Origin of the sequence: Micropruina sp., from assembly GCF_047602385.1 — a bacterium.
GTDB lineage: Bacteria > Actinomycetota > Actinomycetes > Propionibacteriales > Propionibacteriaceae > Micropruina.
Genome location: NZ_JASGHL010000004.1, coordinates 407,015 through 428,742, shown reverse-complemented (window position 1 = coordinate 428,742; position 21,728 = coordinate 407,015). Strand labels below are relative to the sequence as shown.

Genomic DNA, 21,728 nt, shown 5'->3' with positions numbered 1-21,728 from the left:
TCCCGGCCCGCAAGGGTGGGTGGGCCGGGCCACTGGTCACGGCGGAAGCATGCTTGGCGGGTGGATGACGACGGTGGTCGCAAGCACATTTGTCGAGCATCGGCAGCGCGCCGCAGCCTTGGGTGCGGCGTGAGTCGTTGACTTCGTCGGCGGATGGGGGGCACGGGTCTGCAGGGCCACCGGACCCCTGCGCCGAGAAGTAGCAGCGCGGAGATCGCAGGCCGGGACAATCCCGGCAAGGACGGTATGCCGATAGGGTGCGAGTCACCCCGCAGGAGAGGCAGATGGACGTATTTGCAGTCCGTGACCAGGTCATCGATGACTATCGGTCGTTCACCACGGCCTCCATCGACATCAAGGATCCGCGACTCAAGGAGTACTACCAGTCGGAGTTGGACCGAGATCGACAGTGGCCCGAGCCGTGGCTCTCGCTCAACCCTGCCTTCGAGGGAGGAGGTCGGATCGATGAGCTGGTCGGCCATGGCTTGCTTCACCCCGAGTGCGAGCGAGTCTTCCGCGTCAAGCGGCACGCCGACGAAGGGAGTGGACCGCTCCTCGACCTCCATCGCCATCAGAGGGAAGCGATCGAGGTTGCACGGTCCGGCAAGAGCTATGTTTTGACCACCGGGACAGGCTCCGGCAAGTCGCTTGCGTACATCGTCCCGATCGTCAACCACGTTCTCAGCCAGCCACGCACGCCGGGAGTAAAGGCGATCATTGTCTATCCGATGAATGCGCTAGCGAACTCGCAGAGAGGCGAGCTGGAGAAGTTCCTTCGCTACGGCTACGGCAACGGGCATGAACCGGTCACCTTCGCCCGTTACACCGGCCAAGAGACTATCGAAGATCGGACGAAGATCCTTGCCAATCCCCCGGACATCTTGCTGACCAACTATGTGATGCTCGAACTCGTTCTCACGAGACCCGAGGAACGCCGTCGCCTGGTGAAGGCAGCGAAGGGTCTGCAGTTCTTGGTCCTGGACGAGCTTCACACATATCGCGGTCGTCAGGGAGCCGACGTCGCGATGCTCGTGCGACGTGTGAGGGAGGCCTGCTCATCTCCCGATCTCCAATGCATCGGCACATCGGCGACGATGGCTTCCGGTGGCTCTCTGGCCGATCAGAAGCGTGTGGTTGCTGGGGTCGCCACGCGCATCTTTGGCTCAGAAGTCACGTCGGACCGTGTGATTGGGGAGACTCTCACGCGGGCTACCTCCGCTGGGGCTGGAAACGACATCGCTGGTCTTGCTGCCATGGTTCGGAGCGGCAAAGTACCCACCGAATATGTTGAACTCGCGGAATCCCCGTTGCCCTCGTGGATCGAGAGTACGTTCGGTCTGACCGAGGATGCGGAGACCGGTCAGATGGTGCGCCAGGTGCCCCGTAGGTTGCGGGAGGATGCCGCACCGCGCCTTTCAGTGCTCACGGACGTCCCTGTGCAGGACTGCGAACACGCGATCAGGGTTGCGCTCCTCACGGGGGCGAACGCGAAGCATCCACGGACGGGGAGGCCGCTGTTCGCATTCAGGCTTCACCAGTTCCTCTCCAAGGGAGACACCCTCTATGTCTCCTTGGAGCCGGAGGCTGCGCGCAAGATCACCTCGCACTATCAGGTCGCGGTCCCTGATGCCCCTGACAAATTGCTTTTCCCGCTCGCCTTCTGCCGTGAGTGTGGTCAGGAGTATGCAGTGGTGCGTAGGCAGGAGCGGTCCGGGGAGATTGCCTTCTTGCCGCGCAGTTCGCGTGATATCAGCGCCGACGATGCGGTCGATGGATACCTCTACATTTCGACTCAGTTTGAATGGCCAACTGATCCGGTTGCCGAGGGGCGACTCCCTGATTCCTGGATAGGTCCTAACAACGATCCCCTGCCCAATCGAATTCGCTATCTACCACAGAGGGTTCGTGTTGATACCAGCGGCCACGTAGTCGACGGCGCATTCGGCATCGCAGCGGCGTTTGTTCCGGGCCCGTTCACTTTCTGCCTCTCTTGTCAGGTTAGTTACGAGCAGACACGCGGTCGTGACTTCTCCAAGCTCGTAGCCTTGGACGCTGAGGGTCGAAGCTCTGCGATCTCCGTCCTCAGTTCGAGCGTTCTCCGAGCGCTGCGTGAAGTCCCGGAGTCCGAGTTGGACGCCGAAGCACGAAAGCTCCTCACTTTTGTCGACAATCGACAGGACGCGAGCCTTCAGGCCGGCCATCTGAATGACTTCGTACAGATCGCCCAATTGCGCGGTGCGCTCTGGCGAGCAATGGGCGACCAACCCAACGGTCTCACGCACGAGTCCGTCGGGCAGGAGGTAGTCAACGCATTGGGCCTCGCCTTTGATGACTATGCCGCCTCTCCTGATGCGGTCTACGCTGCACGGGCTCGCACCGAGCGCGCATTGCGTGATCTTGTCGAGTACCGGCTATATCTCGATTTGCAGCGCGGCTGGCGTATCACCATGCCCAACCTTGAGCAGACAGGGCTCCTGCGCGTCGACTATCTGGCCCTCCCTGAGATTGCGGCCGACCAGAGTCTGTGGGCGACTGCTCCTGAACCACTGCGCGATGCCCGCGATGGGCAACGGGAAGAGTTCTGCCGGATCGTTCTCGACGAGTTTCGCAAGGTGCTCGCGGTTGACGTCGACTGTCTGACCGAAGTCGGATTTGACCGGATCAAGAAGCAGTCCTCGCAGGAGCTCGTCGGTGTGTGGGCGATCCCGGCCAACGAGTTGTACACCATGCCGGGAACCGTCTACCCGTTCGCCAGCCAGCCTGGCAAGGGTCGGAGTGACCTGCATATGACAGGACGATCAGCGCTCGGTCGCTACTTCATGCGTCCCGGCCAGTTTCCCGGTTACGCCGGTTCGATCAATACTGACGATTCGCAGAGCATAATCCAGGCGATCCTTGCGGTGTTGAAGCGCGCCGGACTCCTCACCGAGGTACCTGGCAACTACGGCCGCACGGGCTATCGACTGCGTGCCTCGGCGATCTTCTGGAGAAGGGGTGATGGCAAGACCGCTGCTGCCGACCCCATCCGGAAGACCCACGACGCCGACACTGGCGGTCGGGTGAACACCTTCTTCCAGACGATGTATCAGCGCATCGCGCAGGAACTGCGCGGCCTATCCGCTCGCGAACATACCGCGCAGGTCGACCCAGCCGAACGCGAAGTTCGCGAGCGCGCCTTCCGGAAGGGCTCACTGCCCCTGCTCTATTGCTCGCCGACCATGGAACTCGGCGTTGACATCGCCAGCCTGAACGCGGTCGGTCTCCGCAACGTGCCCCCAACCCCTGCCAACTATGCGCAGCGCAGCGGACGAGCCGGCCGTTCGGGTCAGCCGGCGCTTGTGCTCACCTACTGTGCGACCGGCAACTCGCATGATCAGTACTACTTCCGACGCTCGCGCGAGATGGTTGCGGGGTCGGTCGCGCCGCCGCGTCTCGACTTGACCAATGAGGCGCTCCTGCGAAGCCATATCCACGCCATCTGGCTTGCCGAGACAGGAGAGAGCCTCGACTCCCGCATGACGCAGATCCTGGACGCGGAGGGCCAGCACCCGTCACTTGTTATGCGGCCCGAGCGAACAGTTGCGTTTGCCGATCCTGACGCCAAGCGCCGCGCGATCGAGCATGGCAAAGCCGTCATCGCTCCAATGCTGGCTGAACTGCGCCAGACGGCTTGGTGGCACGAAGACTGGGTCACAGACGTCGTGCATCAAGCGCCGCGCTGCATCGACGAGGCCTGCGAGCGATGGCGTCGCTTGTACTGGGCGGCGCTAGAGGATCAGGAGACTCAGAACCGCATCGTGCTTGAGAGTAACCTCTCGCCTGCAGCCAGAACGGCGGCGTCGATTCGACGCCGAGAGGCGGAGAATCAGCTGCGCTTGCTTCGCAATGAAGATGACCAGACTGGTCACTCCGATTTCTACACCTACCGCTACTTTGCCTCAGAGGGGTTCCTTCCTGGCTACAGTTTCCCGCGGCTTCCGCTCGCTGCATACATTCCTGCCGTCCGTGGCGGGACGACATCACGTGATGGAGGCGACTACCTTCAGCGTCCACGATTCCTGGCCATCTCGGAATTTGGGCCCGGGTCACTGATTTACCACGAAGGTGCTCGGTACGAGGTAAACCGTGTCCAGGTGCCGCTTTCATCGAGTGGTCAAACAGCCGTTGTCGACACGTCCGAAGCGCGGCGCTGCACCTCATGTGGTTACCATCACACCCGGCAACCAGGCCTCGACGTCTGCGAGAACTGCGGGGAGGAACTTGGGGCTGTCACCTATGGGCTCATGCAGTTGACCACGGTCTACACGCGCCGGCGCGAACGGATCTCTAGCGATGAGGAAGAGCGACGCCGTGCAGGCTTCGAACTGGAGACTTCCTACCGGTTCAGCGAGCACGGTGCCCGGGCGGGCAAACTGGTCGCCCACGTGAGTGATGGCTTGGGACCGATCGCGGAACTGGCATACGGGGACACGGCGCTGGTCCGCGTCACCAACCGCGGACGTCGCCGTCGCCGCGATATCAACGAGGTCGGCTTCTACCTCGACCCAGTTAAGGGTCAATGGCTCTCTGAACGCGGCGGTAGGGACCTCGTCGCAGACGATCCGGATGCGGTCTCCGATGATGTCCCGGGCGCACTGCGTGTGATCCCTTATGTCGAGGATCGTCGCAACATTTTGGTTGTGCGACTGGAGACTCAGCTGGCAGACGAAGATGCCACAACCCTGCAGTACGCGCTCGAGCGTGGAATTGAGGCGGCGTTCCAGCTCGAGGATTCTGAGTTGGTCAGCACACCCCTTCCGGACGATCAGCATCGCGGTCGGATGCTCTTCACGGAGTCTGCTGAGGGCGGGGCGGGCATCCTCCGACGCATTCAGGCCGAACCTGACGCCCTTGCGATCGCCGCACGGATGGCACTCGAGATTATGCATTTCGACCCCCGAACGGGCGAGGATATGAGCCGCACCACCACTGAGCGTGAGCGGTGTGAACGCGCCTGCTATGACTGCCTGCTGTCCTATGGGAATCAGTTTGAGCATGGCGTCATCGATAGGATGAGAGTCAGGGATCTCTTGGTCCACATGGCGGGCAGTCGCACCCAGACGTCGTCATCCGGCCTGTCCCGCAATTCCCATGTCGACGCGCTTCTCGCGCAATGTGATACCGAGCTTGAGCGCAATTGGCTGCAGACAGTCGTGAGTGGCGAGTATAAATTGCCGGACGCAGCGCAACCGTTCCTTGGTGACGCACAATGTTGCCCGGACTTCTTCTACCAAGATAGAGGTTTCGCTGTCTTCATCGATGGCCCGATCCACGAACGCTCAGACAAGACCAGCGAAGACCGAGCGGTAGAAGATAGGTTGCTTGAAGCCGGCTATGGCTTCGTCCGCTTCCGTGCGGGCGAGGACTGGCTCGAGACCATACGCGAGCACAGAGCGGTGTTCGGGAAGGGGCGGGACCTGTGACGGCGTTCGCTGTTGGAAGTCTGGTGGCGGCGCGTGGGCGTGAGTGGGTTGTACTTCCCGACAGCTCGGACGACTTCCTCGTGCTGCGACCGTTGGGCGGTTCTGACGATGACATCGCTGGAGTGTTGCCTGCGATCGAGTCGGTAACGCCCGCCTCGTTCCCACCACCGGCCGCGGACGATCTCGGCGATGATGCAAGCGCCAGGCTTCTGCGTAGCGCGCTTCAGATCGGCTTCCGTTCCAGCGCCGGGCCGTTCCGGTCCCTTGCGGGCATCGCCGTCGAACCCCGTGCCTACCAGTTGGTCCCTCTGTTGATGGCGCTACGCCAGGACGTTGTCCGGTTGCTGATCGCCGACGACGTTGGCATCGGAAAAACCGTCGAGGCGGGTCTGGTGGCGAGCGAACTCCTTGCGGCTGGCGATGCAAAAGGCCTTACGGTGCTCTGTAGTCCGGCGCTCGCTGAGCAGTGGGTCGATGAGCTACGGACAAAGTTCCAGCTGGAGGCCGAGTTGGTGCTCGCCAGCACCATCCGGCGTCTGGAGCGCCAGTGCCTCGCCGGAGAGTCGATCTTCGAGAGATTCCCAGTGACGGTGGTTTCCACCGACTTCATCAAGTCTGATCGGCGTCGCAATGAGTTCCTGCGCACATGCCTCGACTTGGTGATCGTCGACGAGGCGCACACATGTGTGGCCGACGGTGGCGCTGGCGGTCGCGCTCGGACGCAACGATACGATCTGGTCCAGGCCCTAGCCGCGGACGCTTCCCGCCACGTCATCCTTGTTACTGCCACACCCCACAGCGGCAAGGACGAGACTTTCCGCAACCTCATTGGGTTGCTACACCCCGACCTGCAGACAGTTGATCTCGAACAACCCCGCGGCCGTGAACTGCTCGCACGCCACTTCGTGCAGCGGCGTCGGGCCGACATTCGGCAGTACCTCGACGAGCAAACGCCCTTCCCAAAAGACCGGCTGTCCAGAGAAGTCGCCTACGAGATGTCCCCGGCCTACCGTGACCTCTCAAGTGATGTTCTCGCCTACGCGCGGGAGACCGTACGCAGCGCGCGGGGTGCTCGGGAGGTGCGGGTTAGTTGGTGGTCAGTGCTCGCGCTGCTGCGGGCACTTGCGTCCTCGCCTCGTGCTGCCGCCCAGACGCTCGCGACGCGCTCGGCAGCCCTCTTGGGTGCCGACAGTGCGGAGGCCGATGCGTTGGGACGCTCCACTGTGCTCGACCTCGCTGATGATGAGACGCTCGAGTCGGTCGACAGTACGCCTGGTGCGGACGCGAGCGAGCAGTCGGGAAGTGCGCAACGCCGACGTCTGCGTGACTTTCAGAAGCGGGTGGAACAGCTGGAAGGCGCGCAGGACCGTAAGCTCAAGGCGCTGACCGCCCAGGTGAAGACCCTTCTGGCCGACGGGTATGCACCACTCGTATTCTGCCGGTTCATCGACACTGCCGAGTACGTCGCTGAGCACCTCACCCGCGCGCTGGGCAGAGGCACCTCGGTCGCCTGTGTCACCGGCACGCTGCCGCCAAGCGAGCGTGTGGCGCGAATCGCAGCCCTTGCCGATGAAGCAGGCCAGCCGGTATTGGTTGCCACGGACTGCCTATCAGAGGGTGTCAACCTCCAGGATCGCTTTCAGGCCGTTGTGCATTACGACCTCGCCTGGAATCCAACGCGCCACGAGCAGCGCGAGGGGCGGGTTGACCGGTTCGGACAGAGATACGACGAGGTGCGGACAGTCACGCTCTATGGCAAGGACAACCAGATCGATGGCATCGTGCTCGATGTCCTTCTGCGTAAGCACGAAGCGATCCGCAAGGCAACGGGGGTTTCGGTCCCCGTACCCAATAACAGTGACGCAGTACTGGAGGCTCTGATGGAGGGCCTGATTCTTCGCGGCGCCGATCACGCCCAGGACACACTGGACTTCGACTACGAGCAGAAGGCCGTCAACCTCGACAAGGAATGGCGGTCGGCAGCCGAGCACGAAAGGCTGTCGCGCACCAAGTTCGCGCAGCGCGCCATCCATCCTGAGGAGGTGGCCGCCGAAGTCGAGGAGATCCGCGCCAATCTCGGCACGCACGCCGACGTGCGGGCCTTCGCCCGCGCGGCGCTCACAGCGCTGAGGGCAACTGTGCGCCCCCACGAGCGCGGGTTCACTGCTGATGTCACGCATGTGCCGAACGGGCTGCGGGACGCACTTCCGGTGCGAGCCAACAGCACTCTGGTCCTGCTTGAGGACTACCCAGTCGGGTGCGGTGAGAACGTGCTACACCGGACCGACCCGGCCGTCGAAGCTCTTGCGACCTACGTCCTCGAAGCCGCGCTCGACCCGAGGCTTCCGGAGACCGCGCGCCCTGCTCGCCGATGCGCCGTCGTCCGTACGGGCGACGTAGAAACGAGGACGGTGCTGCTATTGGTTCGATACCGGTTCCACCTCACCCTGCCGACGAGAGTTGGCGAGCGGAGGGCCGTTGCAGAGGATGTCGCCACGCTTGCCTTCACTGGCCTGGGAGAGGATCGGACGTGGCTGGCGCGCGACAGGGTCGCCGCGCTGCTGACAGCGCGCCCGACCGGCAACGTTGGTAATCCCGCACAGCAGGCCCATGCGGTTCTAGCGCAGGTGCCCACGCTGCAATCCCATCTGGACGCTCACGGTGAAGATCTCGCCGACAGCCTCCGGGCAGCGCATCGCCGGGTGCGTGCCGCCTCCGGAGCAGCGGTGCGCGGCCTCCGCGTCCGCGTGGAGTCGCCGGCAGACGTGCTGGGCGTCTACGTTTTCGTCCCGGTACCCAAGGGACCCACACATGGCTGAATCGTTCGTTGGTGTCCGTATTCAGGGCGGCCTGTTTCCGACGGAACTGTTGTCGCGGCTCTCCGCGGGCCTCCTCGACGGCCAGAAGTCCTCCGACTATCACCTGGCCACTGGCGAATCCGTCCGGGAGGCAGCCAACCGGGCGTGGGCTTACCTCACCGGTGTGTGGGCCGGCTATCGTCACGTGGCGGAGAAGCTGCCCGAGAGTGACCGCGGCACGACGGCGACCCGTGAACGGTGGCTGCTGCTCCTGCTGCGGGAACTCGACTACGGTCGTGTGCCCGCCACCGAGGCAGGCGGTCTGGTCGCCGAGGGAAAGTCCTTCCCCGTGTCCCACACCTGGGAGCACATCCCGATGCACCTTCTAGGCCATCGCATCGAACTCGATCGACGGTCGACCGGAGTTTCGGGCGCGGCGACCTCATCGCCGCAGTCGATGGTGCAGGAATTGCTGAACCGATCCGATCGACACCTCTGGGCGATTCTGTCCAACGGACTAACACTCCGGCTGCTGCGCGACTCCACGTCGCTTGTTGGATCGGCTTACGTCGAATTCGACCTCGAAGCGATCTTCGATGGGGATCTGTTCGCCGATTTCCTTCTGCTGTACATGCTCTGCCATCAGTCCCGATTCGAGGTGCGCGACCCCGAGAAGGGTGCAGCCTCCTGCTGGCTGGAGACCTGGCGCACCAGTTCGATGGAGGAAGGATCCCGAGCACTCAACCTGCTGCGAGACGGAGTGATCGAGGCGATCAAGCTGCTCGGCACAGACCTCCTCGGACACCCCGCCAACGCGGACTTGCGCCAGGGGCTGGCCGACGGGACTCTCCGAGAAGAGGACGTGAATCACGGCCTGCTGCGTATCGTCTATCGGCTCCTCTTCACGTTCGTCGCCGAAGACCGCGGCCTGCTCCTTGACCCGACGGCGACGATGGAGGCACGCAACCGGTACGACCAGTACTTCTCGACCAAGCGGCTACGTCGGATCGCGCAGCGCCGGGCTGGCGGTCGCCACCCTGACCAATGGCGCGCACTTAACATCATCTGGGACGGCCTTGGTGATGCCGAGGGACGCCCCGAGCTCGGCCTCGTAGGTATCGGCGGACTGTTTGAGCAGACCTCGTGGGACTTGTTCCGAAACTCCGAACTGAGTAACCGAGCGCTCCTGAAGGCGGTTCGGCACCTGAGCCTGGTGACCGAGCCCGGATCGAAGATGCGGCGCGCCGTTGACTACCGCAACCTCGGCGCTGAAGAGCTGGGCTCGATCTACGAGGCGCTGCTGGAGTTCGTCCCCTCCTGGGACGGTGGTGCGCGCAGCTACGATCTGCTGTCCGCCGCTGGCAACGACCGCAAGTCCACCGGTTCCTATTACACGCCGACCTCCCTTATCGATTGCCTGCTCGATTCGGCGCTTGACCCAGTACTCGATCGGGCCGAGCGAGAAGCCGATCCCGAGCAGGCATTCCTCTCGCTCACCGTCTGCGACCCGGCCTGCGGATCAGGGCACTTTCTTGTCGCCGCGGCCCGGCGCATCGCCAGGCGCGTGGCCTCGATCCGCACCGGAGACCCTGAACCACCCCCAGAGTGGGTGCGTGAGGCTCTGAGTGACGTTGTGGGCCGCTGCATCTATGGCGTCGATATCAACCCGCTCGCCGTCGAGCTTGCCAAGGTATCGCTGTGGTTGGAGACACTCGATCCTGGCCGTCCGCTGGCCCTCCTTGAGGGGCAGATCAAGGTAGGCAACGCGCTCATCGGGGCCACTCCCTCGCTCGTCCTGGACGGTGTGCCAGACACAGCCTTCGCGGCCATCGAGGGTGATGACAAAAAGCTCACAGCGGTGCTGAAGAAGCAAAACAAGAGTGAGCGCTCCGGTCAGGATGACCTTTTCGGAGCCGAGGCCGACGAGGGAGCCGGCGCGGTTGCTGGGCCTCTGGGCAGCCTGTTGCGATCGGGGAGTGCCTCGTCCCTAGCCGAGATCCAGGCGCGTCGCAGACGTCTTGAGACACTGGAACAAGACCCGGCTCTGCAGCAACAGAGGCTGGTGGCGGATGCCTGGTGTGCGGCGTTTGTCTGGCCCAAGACACCGGGTGGCCCGGACGCCGTCACCGAGTCCGGCCTGCGCGCACTGGAGCGTGGCGATCTTCTGTCGGATGCAACTATGCGGACCATCGTCGAGATCGCAGCCGACTACCGGTTCTTCCACTGGCACTTGGAATACCCGCATCTCTTTGCACCCAGTCCCAGTGAGGGGGGTTCGGGCTGGTCTGGTGGCTTCGACGTGGTGCTGGGCAACCCGCCCTGGGAGCGGGTGAAATTGCAGGAGCAGGAGTTCTTCGCCGTCAGAGACCCACAGGTTGCTGCTGCCCCTAACGCAGCATCGCGCAAGCGCCTGATCGCCAAGCTTGAAGAGACGAATCCGACGCTCTACGAGAACTACCTCGCAGCTCTGCGGCGTGCGAGCGGCGAATCGCAGCTCCTGCGAGTCTCGGGTCGGTACCCGCTGACCGGGCGGGGAGACATCAATACGTACTCGGTGTTTGCCGAAGCCGGTCGGAACTTGGTCGTGCCTAATGGTCGCATGGGGATGATCCTCCCAACAGGTATTGCCACGGACGCCACCACCCAGTACTTCTTCAAGGACCTGGTTCACCGGGGAAGCCTTGCGAGCCTATATGACTTCGAGAACCGGAAGCCCTTGTTCGACGGAGTGGACAGCCGCTTCAAATTCTGTCTGCTGACGCTGGCTGGAGGGGCTCTGCGTGAGAGTCGAGCCAAGTTTGCCTTCTTCGCCCGTGAGCCTTCGGATCTTCTCAAAGAGAATGCTCGCTTCGAGCTGACTCCAGAGGAGATTAAACTCCTGAACCCCAACACCGGCACCTGTCCGATCTTTCGCACGCGTCGCGACGCAGAAATCACGCTGGGCATCTATCGCCGAGTGCCCGTGCTCATCAATGAAAGCGACCCAATCGACGGTAACCCGTGGGGCATTAGCTTCATGCGCATGTTTGATATGTCCAATGACTCGCACCTCTTCCATACGCGGGAAGAGCTCGAAGAAGATGGCTGGACGCTCAACGGAAACGTCTTTGAGCGACCTATCGACGGGGGGGGGGTATCGCTGATGCTTCCGCTCTATGAGGCGAAAATGCTGCATTTGTACGACACGCGCTGGGCTACCTACGAGCCCGACGGCTCCACGAGACTCATGACCGAGGACGAGAAGTGTCGGAGGCTTGCTCCGTTGCCCCGTTACTGGGTGGTTGAGAAGGAGGTTGACGAGAAGCTGGCGGGAAGATGGGATCGTGGTTGGCTCCTGGGCTGGCGGGACGTCTGCCGTGCTACAGACGCTCGCACGGTGATCAGCACATCAGTTCCGCGTGCCGGCTACGGCGACAAGTGGTTGCTGGCGCTGCCTGCAGCGGGTCGGGCTGAGCTTCAAGCAGTCTGGTCATCCTTTGTTCTTGACTATGCGGCACGCCAGAAGATTGGTGGGACTGCGATGAAGTACTTCACGTTCATGCAACTTCCCATGCCGAGTCCCGACACCTTCGAGTCGATGGGGATGCCTTTCGATCGACCGTTCCGGAGCTGGCTCAGCGTCCGAGTTGATCGCCTCAACGCTTGGATCGCCGATGAGTTGGAACGAGCGCATGTCCGTGCTGAATTGGATGCAGCCACCTGTCACCTCTTCGGGCTTGATCGGGACGAGGTCGATTATATATTGGAGACCTTTCCGATCGCGAAGCGCAAGGATAGGGCCGTGCACGGCAATTTCCGCACGAAGGAGCTAATTTTGACTGCCTATGATGCTATGAGCACCGCGCAGCAATCTGGCCGGCAGTACCGCGCTCCGTGGGGAGATACTCGATGACCCAGCAGGTGGAGCGGATGCTGCCGCTCTATGAAGCAAAGATGGTGGGTGCCTTCAACCATCGCGCGGCAGACGTCGTCAAGAGTGTAACGGCTGTAAAACGGCAGAATCAGCCATCCTATCTCCCCGACGCTGCGCTCGCCGATCCGAATCGGCTCGCCTACCCAGCAAGTTGGGTTCACGAGGATGTGATCCCGGAGAATGCTCTTGCGTGCCGTCTAGGGTTCCTCAGGATCTCCAGTCCAACGAATGCGCGGACTCTGATCTCATCGATCCTGCCGAATGTGGCCGCCGGTGACTCTGTGTTCCTTATGAACTGTGAGGACGAGGAGGCTGCAATTCTCCTCGCTGCCCAGATGAATTCGTTTGCGCTAGACTATGTCGTCCGGCAGAAGCTGGCTGGCCTGAACCTAAACTTCTTCTATGTCGAGCAGTTTCCCTTTCTTGCTCCCGATGTCTTTAAGCGAAGGGCGCCATGGGCAGACATGTCACTCGATCATTGGATGATTGAACGAGTTCTTCCCCTAGTGCTGACCGCGGTTGACATGCAGGCTCTGGTCGTAGTGGTGGGTGGGGGCGTCGCTGCCTGGAATCTTGATTCGAGGCAGTTACTCTCCGCGGAGATCGATGCTGCGATGTTCCATCTTTTCACGCTGTCACGAATTGATGTGGACTATATTCTGGATACATTCCCTATCGTGAAACGCAAGGATGAGGCGGCGTTTGGTACGTTTCGAACCAAGGATTTGATCTTGCAGGTCTATGACGCCATGCAGACCGCTATCGATTCGGGAGAGACCTACGCGTCGCCGTTCGACCGCGAGTCGTCTGTCGCGCCCACCACAGAGTGGCGCGAGACCCGTTGAGTTAAGGATTAAGGAGGAGCCCGATGATTGAAGCCACCACGGAACCGGTACGCCGCGGCCTGCTGATTCGTGCCGCTCTCGCGGTGCTCGATCAGGCGGGCGGTCCGCTCAAGCGGGCAGAGGTCATGCGGCGGGTCGCCGAGTCAGTCGAGATGACGTCATACGAGTCGGCGCCCTTTCGAGATGACGAGCCCATGCCACGCTGGGAGAACCACCTCACCTGGGCGAGTACTGACATGCGCGCGGCCGGCTGGATCGACAAGACGTCCGTCGGGTGGGTACTGACCGACGGTGGTCGGGAAGCTCTGGCCTCACACCCGGATGGTGCTGGACTCGCGGAGGAGGCGGGGAGAGCCTATCGAGAGCTTGTGAATGCGCGTCGTAAGGATGCAGATCAGCCGCACTATCTCGCAACGGTCGAGGCTGCTCTCGAGTTCGTCGAACCCGGCCAATGGACCACATATTCGGACCTCGCCGGAGTTGCCGGTACCAACGCACAGACCGTCGGCAATGCGATGGCTGCCACGTCGGTCGACGGTGCGCACCGCGTCGTTGGGAAGGATGGACGACCCAGCACCGGATTCGTCTGGCCCGACGGTCGAGATATCACTCAACGCGAAGCCCTGGAAGCCGAAGGGGTCGAGTTCGACGCGACGGGCGCCGCCAGCGAGGAGCAGCACGTCCGTACTGAGGATCTGCGCGCGTTCCTGGAGGACGCGGGGGTACTCGTGCCGCTTCCGAAGCGCGCGTGGCTGGTGCGTGGGTCGTCGGTCGATGGGCACGATCTGATCCCCACCTGGCGCCGCGACGGATTTGCGTCGCTCCGAGCCGCCAAGTTGCGGGAGGTCGAGCCAAGCATCGGCCGCTCGGAGCTTCGCGACATTGTGTATGAGGACTATTCCCAGACGTCGTATGCAGCCAAAGCTGCGAAGCTGGACGAGTTCCATGCATTTCTGTCCCGCATGCAGCTGGGCGACGTGGTGTGCACAACGAGTCAGGGGCACCTCTACCTCGGCGTAACTACTGGTCAAGCTCAGTATGTGAAGTCAGCGGATGGCTTGTCGAACCTGCGGCGGTCGGTGGAGTGGCTCGGCGAAGGCATTGACTACGGAGATCTGCCAGGTGAAATCAAGGCCCGGCTTCAGATCCAGTACGACGTCGTTGAGATGACGCAACAGTTGGATGCGTTGGAGAGGCTGCTTGGGACAGACGCGTCCCTAGATGAGGCACCTGGTGATGTGCTGACTGCGACCGCCCCACCTCCGCGTGCCGAACTCCGTCTGCCTGCCGCGACCCAGGACCTCGCCGGCAAGCTGCATGTGGATCTGCCCTGGCTGGAGGACTGTATTGAGCTGCTCCGCGATCGTCCGCAACTCATCTTCTACGGCCCGCCTGGGACGGGGAAGACATACATCGCTCAGGCGCTCGCTTCACACCTCGCAGGCGACAACATCCGTCTGGTGCAGTTTCACCCCGCCTATTCGTATGAGGACTTCTTCGAGGGCTACCGGCCCGTGGAAGCGGGAGGATTCGCGCTGAAGCCGGGGCCATTGCGCAAGGTTGTGGACGCTGCTCGTGAGAACCCCTCGACGCCGTACGTGCTCATCATCGATGAGATCAATCGTGGCAACCTTGCCAAGATCTTCGGCGAACTGTATTTCCTACTCGAGTACCGGGACCAACAGGTTGACCTGCTGTATGCCACCGGTGACGATGTGGGTTTCTCTCTCCCTGAGAACGTCTTCATCATTGGGACAATGAACACCGCTGATCGGTCGATCGCGCTCGTGGACGCCGCGATGCGCCGACGCTTCGCGTTCGTCCCGCTGCATCCGTCAGAGCCGCCGACCCGCGACGTGCTACGACGCTGGCTGCTGGATACGAAGCGGGACCCGGTGATCGCGGACCTGCTCGACGAACTCAACGCCCGGATCGAAGACCCCGACTTCAAGATTGGGCCGTCATACTTCATGCGGTCAGCCGTGCACGCTGAGCGTGGACTTGAGCGGGCGTGGCGGACGGCGATTCTGCCGTTGCTGGAGGAACACCATTACGGCGATGGGGTCGACGTTCAGGGGCGCTACGGGCTGGCGACGATACGGTCTCGAGTGCAGGCGCGTGCGACCGCTTCTGAGGAGATGGCCGATGAGCAGCCCGCTGATCCTGCGTGAGGGTGCCACGGCGAAGCTGGTCGAACTTCCCCTCGATATAGCAGAGGCGCTCGTCAGTTCGGGGATCGTGCAGTTGGTTCGGAGCGAGCGCGCTAACTGGTGGGAAGCGTCGGCGCTGAAGCACATTGGTGTTGTAAGCGTCGGCGGCTGGCAGGTAGTGATCCAGCCGAAGATCGAGATCAGCCGGCTCGTGTTCCTGATGGGTTACGCGCGGAACCCGACCTTCTGGCGCAACGACCGCGTCCGCCTCGATGCGGAGTCGGAACTTCCCGAGGCGCTCGCTGACGCCTTCCTGCGTCTTACCCGGGCCGCGGTGGGGCAGGGCCTTCTTAAGGGCTACCGCACAGTCGAGGATTCTCTGCCTGTGCTGCGCGGCCGCATTCGTGAAGCCGACCAGCTACGACGTCGCTGGGGACGAAACCTGCCCTTAGAAGTGCGCTATGACGAGTTCACTGTCGACATCCCGGAGAACCAGCTGCTGCTTGCCGCTGCCGTAAGGCTCCTGCGGACTCCTGGTCTGCACCCGCGTCACCGCGCTGCTTTCCAGCGGCTCCGGACGCAACTCGCTGATGTGACGCTTCCAACGGCCGGCTTGCTGCCGAGGTGGGTCTACAGCCGACTGAATGCGCGGTACCAGCCCGCCCTCGAGCTAGCTTCGTTGATCCTGGCCGGCCAGTCCTTCGAGCAGAGGGTCGGGGACCTTCTGGTCACGGGCTATCTGTTCAATATGGCGACAATCTTTGAGGATTTCGTCGCTGTCGCACTAGCTGAGGTGCTCAAGTACCGCAGCGGCCATACTTGCCGATACCGCACCTACCTCGACGAGGGTGAGCAGGTGCCTGTCGTGCCAGATTTCGTCTGGTTTGAGGGAGGTCTCCCTCGGGTTGTCGTGGACGCCAAGTATAAAGCCGAGAGGCCTAGCGGTTTCCCCCAGGCTGATCTCTATCAGATGTTGGCCTATTGCACGGTCCTCGGTCTTCCAGCGGGTCACCTGGTGTATGCAAAGGGAAACGAGGTTGCCAAAGAGCACGTGATCCGTGGCTCGGGAGTCCGTGTGGTTGTGCACACGGTTGACCTCAGTCTGACACCCGACATCCTTCTCGAGTCCATGGCGGTTCTGGCCTCGAAGCTGAACCACAGAGTACCTATGCCAAAGCCTGTGCGTTGAGGCTACTTGGTCGATGAGTCGAAGGGCTCCTGGGTGCCGGCTGCCGCTTGGCTGGGAGTCGGCGATGGGGGAATCACCGTTACCACACGTACTTGAACATCAAGATAGCGAAGCGCATCGAACTGCTTCACCAGGTTTACTTTGGTGAACGTGAAGAGGGAGTCCACCGTGATGGGGTGATCTTTGCCAATCGCTAGAATGACGTCCTTGATTTCAGCATCCTTTAGCTTTCCGTGACTCTCCTCCTCGATCCTCTTTCGCCACGCAATACGCGCGTTCTCGTCACGAGAGAGAGCATCGGTCGAAACCAGTCCTTGTGCGAGCAGATGGCTGAGATCCGAAGATCTACGACCTCTCTTTACATGGACGAGCGTGCCGGGTGCGACGAATACATCGCACGGCTCGATCCCACCTCGGGAGTGAAGGGGTGTCTTGATCACCTTCTTGTCGAGGCAGTATCCCCCAATCGTCTCGGCCATGCGCTTGTTGTAGACGTCTTCATCCCTCGTCGCCCCAAGGGGGGAGCGATAGCGATGCCGGAGCTGCAAGAATCTCGCGGACGCGACCATCGATGCGTGCGAGGTACTGGTCGTCCATCCGGTACCAGCTTCCGTCGTGCAGGCAAAAGCGCTGACCTTCCTCCTCCACCTCGAACGCAAGCCAGCGACGCAATGGCACCGGTGTGGACACGAGCGTGTTGCGCTGGGGCTCCGCCTCGCCATGCAACTCGATCTTGACCGTCTTGAGAAGACCCAAGATCTTGTCGCGCGGGCTCTCGGCGAGCCAGTCAACGACATCGCCAATATCGGGCGCCTGCTCGAACACGAGCCGCCTGCGATCACCAAAACCAGTCACCTTGATACTCATCACTGGGCCGTAGACGTCAAGACGTTCGTGTGGCCAGGACACTCCCAACCGATGCGTTTCGGTCGATAGCAGGGCGTCGGCTAGCTTCTGGTCGAGTGTAGCCACGCGGCTGTCCTTGGGCTTCAGCGCGATGAGTTGCTCCAGACTCTCGAGACCGGGAAGCACTGACCGCTGTGACAGCGCTTCGAGGGCACTTAGATCTTGTATGAGGTCGTGGGCGGATTTCGCGAGCGGTAGATTCAGAGAATCGGCCGCACGGAGTTGGATGACTTTGCTGCCGACCGTGAGTTCGTCAATGACGGCCTTGGCTTCGATTCTGCTGACGACTTCACCGTACCCATCCACTCCCAGATCTCGGATGGTGCTGCCGTTCGGCATCGAACTTCGATCAACCCGTGCCCGATGGTCCAGAATGGTCTTGGTAAGTGACTTCACCTCGTTCGGGTGGGCGGAGCGAGCGACTATGCCTGATCCGAAGCCAAAGTCGATCTGCTCATGATCGAGGAAAGTGAACCCAGTGCCCCAGGTGAGTGCCCAGATGACATCGTGGGCATCCTGAATCAGGAGCGCCGCTCCCGGTGACCTGTTCTTGAGCGACAAGGTCTGGCCAGCGAGTTGTTGCAGATCCTTCACCCACGTCGCCACTCTCTTGGTTTCGCCTGCAACGAGCCGAGCGGGTCGTCCTTCGATTGAAAGGTCGGTGACAGCGAAGTCATCATCTGACTCGCGGCGCGATTCTGTTAGGGCCGCATCAAGAGTGGTTCCCTCCAGCATCCTGTACAGCGTCGTTCGCTTCGTTGTTGCTTGACTCATGCCCCTTGCTGGCACGATTGAGGCTCGTATATCGCGACGCCGCGCCAGTGAACTGAGGTGCTAGTGGCAGTGGATCTCTGCGTCATGCTTGTCGACTAGACTGGAAGAATCCTGGGATGCGTCGTGGTGGCCGAATTCTCTGGGCGCCAGCCGCGGCGACCGCGAAGCAGCTGCGCCGAACCCGTTTGGATCAAGGACGACAGAGTCTGATGAGTCCCGACTGACGCACACCCTGGAGCCGCAGTGGCGATGAGGGGCGCCGCACGCCGGTCGCGTCGGTGCGAGCAAGTGATATTCGAAGGCGCGACAGGGAGCGGGATCTGACCATCCGCCCGGGGACGAGGGTCAGGGGATTCGTCGAGGTGGGGTGACCGGCAGCGACTTCGGGAGTGCCTTGGGATGGTAGACGGCGACGACCTAGAACCGGCGTTCACCTCAACCAGGCAGGCCGAGTTCCCGCAGAAGGCTCGTGATGGCCTCATGCCCGGCACTATTCGTGTGCTCAGCCACGGCGGCCTGCAGCTGAACCAGGGCCTCTCGCACCGCCCGGTCATCCTCCGTCGCGTCCCGCTCGTATTCCGGATCAAGGAGGTACGCACCGCGTCCGTCGCCGAGACCTGGCACCGCCAGGCGACGCGGTCGAGCAGGATCTCGAGCAGTCGCGCCGCGGACGACACGTCGCTGTCCGCGTGGGCGAGGTGGTGGTAGGTCAGCTGTTCGTGCTTGCGATCGGGCGATTCGCGAAGCTCGATGGCGGTGCCGACCTTGGTGCTCTGGTGCTCGTCCACCGCGAGTTCCCGGACCTTGGCGACGGCCTCCGACATCGCGAGGAAGTCGGAATCGGCGAATCCGAAGCCGACGAACAGCAGGTGGCTGGTGAGCATCAGCGATTGAACCAGGCCGCGCAGCGCCCGGTGCTCGGTCTCCAGCCGTTCGTACTGATCGCGGGTGAGAACGATGGTGTCGGGTGCCTCGAGGTCGCCGTGCAGTTTCAGCAGCCACGGGTGCCCACCCACCGCGAGCTGGCGGGCCAGAACCTGAAGCGGTGGATCGACATGGATCACGGCCGCTGCGTTCTCCAGGCACGGGTCGTAGTTGGTCGTCACCATCGCTCTGGTGCGCAGGTCCGCCAGCAGGGCATGGCTGAGCGCGTGCTTGCGGGTGCGGAACCGTGCGGCGACCTTCTCGTTCAGGTCCTTGATGCCGAGATCCTGAGCCAGCTTCGGGTAGTCGGTGTCCGCATCGAAGGCCAACTCGCGTCCGGCGAGTTCGGTGAGGAGTTCCTTCCAGTCCGGGAAGCCGACGGGTTTGCTGACGCCGGCGCCGGCGAAGACCGACAGTTCTCCCCGTCCGGCCGCCTCGCCGAGTTGGTCGGCCAACGCCCGCTGCTCCTCCAAGAGTGCGGACCAGCCGTCGACTCCGGCGTCGTCCGCCAGTTTGCGTGCCCACTGGGCGCGGCGTAGTCGGAGGTCCGCTGGAGGACGAGTGCCACATCGATCGGGTGGGCGGCGACGAACTCGTGCAGGCGTCCGACGAGTTCGCGGACGACCTCGGCCCGCCGTCCGGGGAACTTGCCTTGACCGACACCCAGGATCGGGAGCGCCACCAGGGGCAGCGACCTGCCTCCGTGGCGGCGTGCCTTGGCGGCGGCAAGGGCCACCGCGCTGATCGAACGGTCCACCATCGCGGGGATGGTCTCCACACCCACGGTGTCCACCAGGACGCGCAGGCCGACGATGTCGTCCGGCATCCGGCTGCGCTTCTTGCCGGTTTCGTCCGGCTCGTTCGGCTGCGGGGTCGGATCGGGCAGGAACGCCAGGCCGTCGGTCAGGGTGACGCCTGCCGGTCGGAACCAGTCCCAGGACGGGCAAGGTTCGCTGCCTGGTTCGACGAACGGCCGCCAGCCGCCCGACACGTTGACGTTGCTGTCGCACGGAATCAGGAACGCGTCGGCCGCGATCCGGCTGAGGTCCGCCTGGACGACGAAGAGATGTCCCTGGAGTGTCATGGCGAGACACTACGGGTGGGAGGTCGAGGTCGCGCATGAGTCGTCGACGACTCCGGCATCAGCGGCCCACGAACGATGTCGAGGTCGTCGTCCTATCAGGCAGTATCAGCTACGCCGAAGTGGAGGGTCCGCATCACTGGTTGTCGGTGCCACCTGCGGTGCGACTGGGCGCCGTCCGTGTGGAAGATGCGTTCTGACTGGATTCCGCCCGTGGCTGCGGGCAGGCGGGGGCGCGACCCTCACGCTGTTCATGGACCGCTACCTCTCCTGCAGCAGGGGTTGGAGCCGGGAATGCTGGTCGGCCGCGGTCGCAGTCAGTGTCCGTCTGTGTACACTTAGAGCACTTAGCTACGGCCGAGAATCCGGGAGGCGACATGAGCAGTGCGCTGACGGAGGACGTCCAGATCCTCCGTTCGAGTCTGGCCAGCGACCAGCCCGAGATTGAGGTGACCCTGCGGCTCCCGCGTGAGAGCGCCGAGAAGGTGCTGGCGCTGCTGGATGCCGAGCAGACCACCGGCGCGGTCGTCGTCCAGGCCAAGCAGGAGTTCACCACGACCGAGGCCGCGAAGATCCTCGGTATGTCCCGGCCGACGCTGATGCGGATGATCGAGCGTCGCGGCATCGAGTTCCGCATGGTCGGCAAACACCACCGTATCCCGGCTACCTCAATCCAGAAGCTGCGTGAGTTCCTCGACGAGGACCACATGGCTGTGGTGGCCGAGTTGGCGAACAAGTACGGGAATGTCGATTGACGATCTCGGTCACGCTCGCTGATGCGAACATCCTGATCTCTCGGACTCTCCGCGACTACTTCGTGTACGCCGCGAAGTTGGGCGCGCTCGACATCCACTGGAGCGACACGATCCTCGGTGAGACCACGCGCAACCTCATCAAGCAGTTCGACTTCACCCAGTGGACGCCGAGGTCTTGGTCGAGCGGCTTGAGGCGTTTTTGCCATCAGCCCTGGTTGAAGTCAAGAGACGCGACGAGGCGCGGGTCGCCAAGGTGGAGATGGACGACAAGGACCGGCATGTCCTCGCCGCCGCGCTGGCTGCCACGCTCTACCACTTCCGTGACCGCGACGGGTTGGAGGTTGACCTCGTCCTGGAGTACGAGGATGGCAAGGTGTTCCTGCTCGAGGTCAAGGCCTCGTCGACCTACCGCGGGGAGCAGACGCGTGGAATACGTACGCTCGCCGACCGGGTCGGCGACAGGTTCCTCGGTGGTGCTGTGCTTGGCCTGTCGCAGGAGTCGCGATGGCTTGGGGACGGAATCTGTGGACTGCCCGTCTCCACGCTCTGGCAACATCCGTGATCGCACCCAAGTCCAGGGGCCGATGAACGGGCACGCGCAGGCCGTCCCTGATGGCTGCGATGGACAAGGCTCGCCTGCCTCACTGACTTACCTCGATGTCACTATCACCGGTGATAGTAAGCCGAAGACTCGCTCGCTTGCTCTGTGCGCGGGCGCATCAGGGCCTCCGAACGCTCGATCCGGCTCCGCGAACCGTTCGGGCAGTGTTCGCAAACGTTCGGGCTCAAGCTCGCGAACCCTCGGGGACGAGCATGGCTCGGACGAGGGAACTTGAAGACTATCCGAGCGAAACTTGCAGAATTTCGGACCGAGGTTTGCAGGCGTCCATAGCGCGTTGGCCGAGCTGACCGTCGCAGGCTCCACGCTGCT

General features: G+C 62.6%; 12 protein-coding genes. 8 read left to right on the top strand and 4 right to left on the bottom strand.

Annotation, left to right across the window (positions count from 1 at the left end):
* The first annotated feature begins 284 nt into the window (after nt 1–284).
* The 6 genes from QM711_RS15055 to QM711_RS15030 are packed head-to-tail and all read left to right on the top strand — an operon-like array spanning nt 285 to nt 16,357.
* The gene (locus QM711_RS15055; RefSeq protein ID WP_415100740.1) at nt 285–5,462 is read left to right on the top strand and encodes a DEAD/DEAH box helicase; all 5,178 of its coding nucleotides are present in this window, start codon (nt 285–287) and stop codon (nt 5,460–5,462) included.
* A complete protein-coding gene (locus tag QM711_RS15050) occupies nt 5,459–8,281 on the top strand; it encodes a helicase-related protein (RefSeq protein WP_415100738.1) in 2,823 nt (940 codons plus the stop codon). Before QM711_RS15055 ends, QM711_RS15050 begins: the two co-directional genes overlap by 4 nt.
* Nucleotides 8,274–12,152, top strand: a complete 3,879-nt coding sequence (locus tag QM711_RS15045; RefSeq protein ID WP_415100736.1) for an Eco57I restriction-modification methylase domain-containing protein — start codon at nt 8,274–8,276, stop codon at nt 12,150–12,152. Before QM711_RS15050 ends, QM711_RS15045 begins: the two co-directional genes overlap by 8 nt.
* Complete coding sequence (locus QM711_RS15040) at nt 12,149–13,018, top strand: hypothetical protein (RefSeq protein ID WP_415100734.1); 870 nt, start codon at nt 12,149–12,151, stop codon at nt 13,016–13,018. The genes QM711_RS15045 and QM711_RS15040 overlap by 4 nt, the downstream gene beginning before the upstream one ends.
* A 23-nt stretch (nt 13,019–13,041) precedes the next feature.
* Complete coding sequence (locus QM711_RS15035) at nt 13,042–15,189, top strand: AAA family ATPase (protein ID WP_415100732.1); 2,148 nt, start codon at nt 13,042–13,044, stop codon at nt 15,187–15,189.
* Entirely contained in the window at nt 15,164–16,357 is a 1,194-nt protein-coding gene (locus QM711_RS15030) for an McrC family protein (protein WP_415100730.1), read from the top strand. Before QM711_RS15035 ends, QM711_RS15030 begins: the two co-directional genes overlap by 26 nt.
* Nucleotides 16,358–16,359: 2 nt before the next feature.
* Here the strand turns inward: QM711_RS15030 and QM711_RS15025 are convergent, their stop codons facing one another.
* The 4 genes from QM711_RS15025 to QM711_RS15010 all read right to left on the bottom strand — a co-directional run bounded on the left by QM711_RS15025 (nt 16,360) and on the right by QM711_RS15010 (nt 20,045).
* On the bottom strand, nt 16,360–16,836 hold the full coding sequence (locus tag QM711_RS15025; protein WP_415100728.1) for a DUF6119 family protein: 477 nt from the start codon (nt 16,834–16,836) through the stop codon (nt 16,360–16,362).
* A 19-nt stretch (nt 16,837–16,855) separates the two neighbouring features.
* Nucleotides 16,856–17,998: a DUF6119 family protein gene (locus tag QM711_RS15020; RefSeq protein ID WP_415100726.1), complete on the bottom strand. Its 1,143-nt coding sequence runs from the start codon at nt 17,996–17,998 to the stop codon at nt 16,856–16,858.
* 134 nt (nt 17,999–18,132) lie between these two features.
* Complete coding sequence (locus tag QM711_RS15015; protein ID WP_415100946.1) at nt 18,133–19,146, bottom strand: SIR2 family NAD-dependent protein deacylase; 1,014 nt, start codon at nt 19,144–19,146, stop codon at nt 18,133–18,135.
* Nucleotides 19,147–19,226: 80 nt separating this feature from the next.
* Nucleotides 19,227–20,045, bottom strand: coding sequence for a hypothetical protein (locus tag QM711_RS15010; RefSeq protein ID WP_415100724.1), 819 nt, complete (start codon nt 20,043–20,045; stop codon nt 19,227–19,229).
* A 374-nt stretch (nt 20,046–20,419) separates the two neighbouring features.
* On the opposite strand from QM711_RS15010, the gene QM711_RS15005 reads away from it, so the two are divergent.
* The gene (locus QM711_RS15005) at nt 20,420–20,797 is read left to right on the top strand and encodes a helix-turn-helix domain-containing protein (protein WP_415100722.1); all 378 of its coding nucleotides are present in this window, start codon (nt 20,420–20,422) and stop codon (nt 20,795–20,797) included.
* 160 nt (nt 20,798–20,957) lie between these two features.
* Nucleotides 20,958–21,359: a DUF4143 domain-containing protein gene (locus tag QM711_RS15000; protein ID WP_415100720.1), complete on the top strand. Its 402-nt coding sequence runs from the start codon at nt 20,958–20,960 to the stop codon at nt 21,357–21,359.
* Nucleotides 21,360–21,728: the final 369 nt, after the last annotated feature.